Here is a 6,000-nt window from a genome sequence, read left to right as displayed (position 1 = left end):
ACGAGCCAAGCTCCAAGGCTTGAGGGTGCGTCCAGAGTCTCTACCGGATGGGAGATGGTCGATTATGCCTGAGCTTAACCTTCCTTCTCCACCGCCTTCCACATACAAGGGTGCGTAGGGCAACGGTTCGCAGGTTCCAGAGGTGGGGTTTGTGCCCTACGCACCGCCACCATTGGCGCAGATCAACTGACTCGTGATCCCGAGGGGCGATCGATGGTGCGTGGGAGACCAACCAGCCAAACCGTTACCCCGAAAGCGTTCTCCCACTCACCCTACGCCTGTTTTGGGTTTAGGGTGCTTGATGCCACTCGGTTTCGATGCGATCGAGGTCTTTGGTGGCTCCCAGTTGTTGATAGATTTCGCGGGCACGGGTGCATCAATCCTACGCCCATCGAGTTCCATTGAGTAGATAGTCTATAGCTGCCTAGTAAAGCTACTGACGTGGAATAGAGTGATCAGCCTCGCGGAGTGATTGCCTAATTTCTGCAACCTGTGATAAAGCACTCTCCAGGATCGGTTGAATCCTTTCATGGCTAATTGATTCTGATTCCCGACGTGAAAGGATTTCCTCAAATTGCCTTTGAAATCCTTTGATATACTGATCAATTTGAATTTTTGCAGATCGAAAATCTTGATGAACCTGATGTGCAACAGCCCTCGATAAGACTTCTTTTGAGGCTTGATTTTGATTGTCAATCATCATATCAAGCGACCTTGAAAGCTCATCTAGATCGATACAGTAAACTGTCTCGCTGGATTTGACGATCTTGATCTCATAGGTTGTCTTAGAGCAACAGCCACCGGACTTGCGCTTCTTTTTCTCCTGCCGCTCACGAGGAATCATCATCTGTTGAACTTCAATCAACCGATCTATTCCTTCAAAATCAAAGTCCAGAAACTGAATGGGTGTCACCTCTAAATCAATTTCTAACGCCTGACCTAAATGGAAAGCCAATTTGTCAGAAATTGCTTGTATATCCTGGCGGATGCTCTGCGATATTTCTTGACGAACTTGATTACCATTACGAATCAGTAGATCTTGAGTTTCTAGCCACCAGCTTTGCAAGTGGGGGCCAAAGTAGCCGTTGATTTTCTCTTCAATCTTTTTTGCCTCATCCTGTGACTTGCACTGAATTTTTCGAGGATCAAAATTGGGAGTACCCACGTCTTTTTTCATAATTTCGACTACAGGTGGCTCCAAACTCTCATAGAAGTCAGTTGTAAAGTGGACAATATTGGCGATGACCTTGGTAGCTCCTTGCACAATCCCAGCTAGCTTAGGGTTTAACATTTGCAGAACTGCACCTATTCCCTCACCAAGACCATCAATGATAGGAGTGGCATAAGTTGAGAGAGGCTGGCTGGAAGGCCGTTCTTCACTATAACCTTCTTGATTTTCCTTCTTTTGACCTTTTTTCTTGCTTTTTTCCTTTTTTGACTTATCTTTTGATCCCTCAAAATCCGTCTTGCCCTGACGGCGAGATTCAACAATTTCTTCTATAACTGCATGGAATCTTTCCTTTGAGCGATCAGAGAATTGATCGATGCCTTTACTAAGATGGTCGGTCACAATTTTCTTTTCAGCATCAACCTTTCGCCGCACCTGCTCAACTCGTTCTTGAGCACTTTCAGACTTCTGGGCATAGGACTCAATCAGTCGGCGAAGCCCCTCTATGCTCTGATTCCAGCCAGCAATTTTTGTCTTGAGAAGCGTTTCAATTGAAACAGCCTCCTTATCCAAAGAAGCAACAATTTCTTCCAGAAAATGCCACCCAGATTGGCGAATGATTTCCTGAATAACAGAATTTTCGATAATGGGTATTCCGCTATCTTCCAAGGCTTGTGGAGCGATCTTCTTAGGACTCGGTGTGATCAGATCACCCTCTTCATTCTCTGTTGCATAGGCAGCCGAAAAGAAACGGATGAAATCTGAACGACTGTCTGAGCTTGCAGTTCCAGCCAAAATCATTTTGGCAAGTAGCCCCTTCCTTGAGCTAGCTGCATAAACCTGGGGATAATCAAATCCGAATCCTTCCAGTTCTCGCTTCAGGAGTTCAATAGTTTCCACCACCGGAGGATCTTTTTCACCTCGCTGGTCAATCTTGTTCAGAATGAAGTATAACCGCCCTGAATTCTCCCGTAAAAACTCTTTCCGACCTTTCACTAGCTCTTGAAACAGTCCAGTAATGGCGTTGTCCTTATAGGAGGTGTAATCCAAAAGGAAAAGAACGGCATTACACTTCCGGACAACTTCGAGGGTGGTTTTCTTCAGTTCATTGGTCTCAAAGCCTGCTGATTCCCATTCATTGGGGCCAGGTGTGTCAATCAGCACTAGACCAGACAAGAAGGATAGATCTTGAATTGCTGCAATTGGGTGGCGCAGTTCAAAGTTAACCGTTTGGTCTGGGTTATTACGTTCCCGAATCTCGCGTGTCCGATGCAGGAAAGCTGTTTGGATTGATTGGGCATTGCCCTTCGCCAATGAGATGGGGTGACTAGATCCCTCACGGTACTCTAAGAGTTCTGAATCTGTTGCATTGGGGATATGGCGTATATCCGTTCGACAAACTGTGCAGGATGCAGATTCACTTGCCAGAATGTCAGTACCGATCATTGCATTGAGAAAGGTACTTTTCCCTGCCTTCATGGCGGCTACAACAGCCACTTGGTAAGTGTGGTTTTGTAGATGCTTTAGGCTGCTGCTAATGTTTTTAGCGATATCATCAAGGCCAGCAGTACTATCACCCTGTTGCTCCAAGCCAGCCTTCAGTTCCGCCAAGTAGGTTGCGAGATTATCTCCGAGGGAGTTGAGGCGTGAGTAGGCAACCTGAAACTCGGGGTGTGTCATGTTTCGGTTAAGGAGCTGATTGGTGATCTTGCACGGATAACATAACACACGATTACATGTAACAGTTTTGCATCTCAATAAGTTTTTAAAAGGATGTTTACACGGGTCTCGATCAACACACCATCGTCCAGCTCGATTAACTTGCTCGCCATAGGTCGTTCACAGCCTCCCGTTTTGCCCTAGCCTAGCCCGATTGCCCTCGATCACGAACGGCCCAAAACCAAGAAGCGATCGAGCCAGGCTTGCCAACATAGCAAACGGCTCAATCGCCTCTGAAGTTACGACTAATTCATCAGTTCAGATTTCACTGAAACGGCTGAATTAGATTCATGATGAATACTGAATGGGTTGGATGTTCAGCTCTGCCTGCCATTGACTCAGGGGCTTTTCCCATCCCTCTTCCCACTTTTGAGCAAACAGAGGTTGAGCAGCCTTCCCCATTTGAAATCCCTGAGCGATCGCCTCTAGCAAAAGTGGCAATGTTGTGGGTGCCATCAGAGTGCTGATAATCAAACTGTTTGCAACCAACATGCTGGCTAATGGATAGGGAAATTGTGGCAAGTGAAATGCCTGCAAGCCAATTTCGCCGATTTCAGAGGGAGCAAATCCAGTCACAATGTGCCAAAGATCATGGGTTTGACTCAGACGCATTTCAACATATTCAGCGTCAGATTTGGCAGTCATTCCAGCATGGAGATTGGGATCAAAGCCCTTGTTTTTCATTTCTGCTGCATAGATATACCCCAGCGAATCCGAAGGCAGGGTCAAGAGGGTTTCTAAATCATGGGCCGGTGGCAGATAGCGCTCACGGATTAAGGCGGCACAAGCCGGATTCTGACTGAGATACTGTGCTGCCAAAGCGTAGGCGGGAGTTTCCAGCAAGCCATCCACTAGTTCACCAACCGTTTTCAGGCTACTGCTGCCAAGCAGCATGGCAGTGAATGACTTGAAAATCAAAAACTTTGAAAAAAACGACTTCATACCCTGAGAAAAAGAATTGGGGGTCGGCGGTTGCATGGAACCGGTCAAAGAGTCGTTCAATGTCGCTGAATGAAGCGGTTGCATAGACAGTAGCTCCAGGGGACTGCAAAATTAACCCAATCACCTCTCGAGGGAGGGTGAAGTTGCTGAATAGTCGGGAGAAAGCTAGCACTTCCGTTCGTTAGCTCATACCCTGGCGGGACGGTGCTTTCAGGGGTGGGGCAACTCAGAAAATGAGTGTCTCTCATGTTTTTAGAATATCAGCAGAATTTTTGTCCTGTCAAGCAAAACATGAATAAATTTCATTTTTAATTCAACTCGACAGACGAGAGTAGTCTGAAGTCTCAAGCGCGACGACTGGCCCGTCCTAGGCTGGCAACTGTCATCAACCACCATGATCTGCGTTATTTCAGTCCTGACTTCGCCCGATTGATCGCTCCAAACAGTTCCAACCCCAAAAAACAAGAGGCGATCGAGCCAGGCTTGCCAACAGAGCAAACGACTCGATCGCCTCTTGAATTGTGAGATTACCGGTTGGGTTGGCCGGGGCGATTTATTCAGCCCCAGCGCAACCCAGCCACCTAACCCATTCGGGAATTAGGCATCGTAGTACAGCAGGTACTCGTAGGGGTGCGGACGCAGGCGCATCGGGTTCACTTCCGCATCCAGCTTGTAGGTGATCCAGTTGTCGATGAAGTCATCGGTGAACACACCCGAAGCGGTCAAGAAGCCGCGATCTTGATCCAACGCTTCCAGAGCGCCTTCCAGAGAACCGGGGGTCGAAGGAACTTTGCTCAGTTCTTCGGGGCTGAGGTCGTAGATGTCCACATCCAGCGGTTCGCCCGGATCGATTTCGTTCTTGATCCCGTCGAGACCCGCCAACAGCATGGCCGAGAACGCCAGGTAGGGGTTGGAGGTTGCGTCGGGGCAACGGAACTCCAGACGCTTGGCCTTGGGGTTCGAGCCGGTCAGCGGAATCCGAATCGAAGCCGATCGGTTGCCCGCCGAGTAGGCCAAGTTCACCGGCGCTTCAAAGCCCGGCACCAAGCGCTTGTAGGAGTTGAGGGTGGGGTTGGTGAAGGCCAACACAGCGGGAGCGTGCTTCAGCAAACCACCGATGAAGTTCAGCGCCATCTTGCTCAGGTTGGCATAGCCATCGGGGCTGAAGAACAGGGGCTGGCCGTCCTTCCAAATCGACATGTGGGTGTGCATCCCGGAGCCGTTGTCGTTAAACAGCGGCTTGGGCATGAAGGTGACGGTCTTGCCGTACTTCTTGGCCACGTTCTTGATCACGTACTTGTAGGTCAGTACGTTGTCAGCGGCGCTGATCAGGTCGCTGAACTTCATGCCCAGCTCGCACTGGCCGGCGGTTGCCACTTCGTGGTGATGCTTTTCAATGGGCACGCCACACTTGCCCATGGTCAGTAGCATTTCGGTGCGGATGTCTTGCAGGGTGTCGCTGGGAGCAACGGGGAAGTAGCCACGCTTGTAGCCAATTTTGTTGCCCAGGTTGCCGCCCGCTTCAATCCGACCCGAGTTCCACTGGGCTTCGATCGAATCCACGTGGTAGTAGGATTCGTGCTCGTTTTGGCCGTAGCGCACATCGTCGAAGATGAAGAATTCCGGTTCGGGGCCGCAATATACGGTGTCGCCGATGCCGGTGCTTTGCAGGTAGCCCAACACGCGAGCCGCGATCGAGCGGGGGTCGCGATCGTACCACTCGCCGGTACGGGGTTCTTTGATTGAGCAGACCATGCTCAGGGTGGGCACTTCCATGAACGGATCCATCCAGGCGGTGTTGGGATCAGCCACCATGGACATGTCGGAAGCTTGGATGCCCTTCCAACCGCGAATACTGGAACCATCGAAGGCCACGCCCTCGGTGAAGGCTTCTTCGTCGATAAGGCTGCGATGGAAGGTGCAGTGCTGCCAGATCCCGAAGAGATCGACAAACTTCAGGTCGATCATCTCGATATTTTGGTCTTGAATCATTTTCAAGACATCTTGGGCAGTCGTCATGAACGAACTCCTTGAACCTGTTTGTTTAGTCGCTCTTTGGAATAGATGCGAGGCACTGCCCCTCTGTCACGGTTGCGCTTAGAGCAAAACCTATAAATGACGCTTACTCGGGGTAGCGCTACATTCGTCACATCCTAAAGAGAGGCTAGGGC

At 49.7% G+C, this 6,000-nt stretch carries 3 protein-coding genes; all 3 read right to left on the bottom strand.

All coding sequences use genetic code 11. From position 1 onward, the window contains the following. Window positions 1-433 precede the first annotated feature (433 nt). The 3 genes from H6G52_RS13995 to glnA all read right to left on the bottom strand — a co-directional run bounded on the left by H6G52_RS13995 (window position 434) and on the right by glnA (window position 5,848). A complete protein-coding gene (locus tag H6G52_RS13995) occupies window positions 434-2,848 on the bottom strand; it encodes a dynamin family protein (RefSeq protein ID WP_190529106.1) in 2,415 nt (804 codons plus the stop codon). Window positions 2,849-3,175: 327 nt separating this feature from the next. Then, on the bottom strand, window positions 3,176-3,913 hold the full coding sequence (locus tag H6G52_RS13990; protein WP_190529104.1) for a Coq4 family protein: 738 nt from the start codon (window positions 3,911-3,913) through the stop codon (window positions 3,176-3,178). Window positions 3,914-4,426: 513 nt separating this feature from the next. Continuing rightward, a complete protein-coding gene (glnA, locus tag H6G52_RS13985; protein WP_099531744.1) occupies window positions 4,427-5,848 on the bottom strand; it encodes a type I glutamate--ammonia ligase in 1,422 nt (473 codons plus the stop codon). Between the last annotated feature and the right edge of the window lie 152 nt (window positions 5,849-6,000).

The sequence above is a fragment of the Limnothrix sp. FACHB-881 genome (assembly GCF_014698135.1).
Taxonomy (GTDB): Bacteria; Cyanobacteriota; Cyanobacteriia; order CACIAM-69d; family CACIAM-69d; genus CACIAM-69d.
The sequence above is the reverse complement of the archived record's forward strand: the minus strand, read 5'-3'. Positions and strand labels throughout refer to the sequence as shown.

Excerpts from the sequence above, each read along its gene's own strand:
- H6G52_RS13995 (WP_190529106.1), bottom strand. The coding sequence starts at position 2,848 with ATGACACACCCCGAGTTTCAGGTTGCCTACTCACGCCTCAACTCCCTC.
- H6G52_RS13990 (WP_190529104.1), bottom strand. The coding sequence starts at position 3,913 with ATGCAACCGCTTCATTCAGCGACATTGAACGACTCTTTGACCGGTTCC.
- glnA (WP_099531744.1), bottom strand. The coding sequence starts at position 5,848 with ATGACGACTGCCCAAGATGTCTTGAAAATGATTCAAGACCAAAATATC.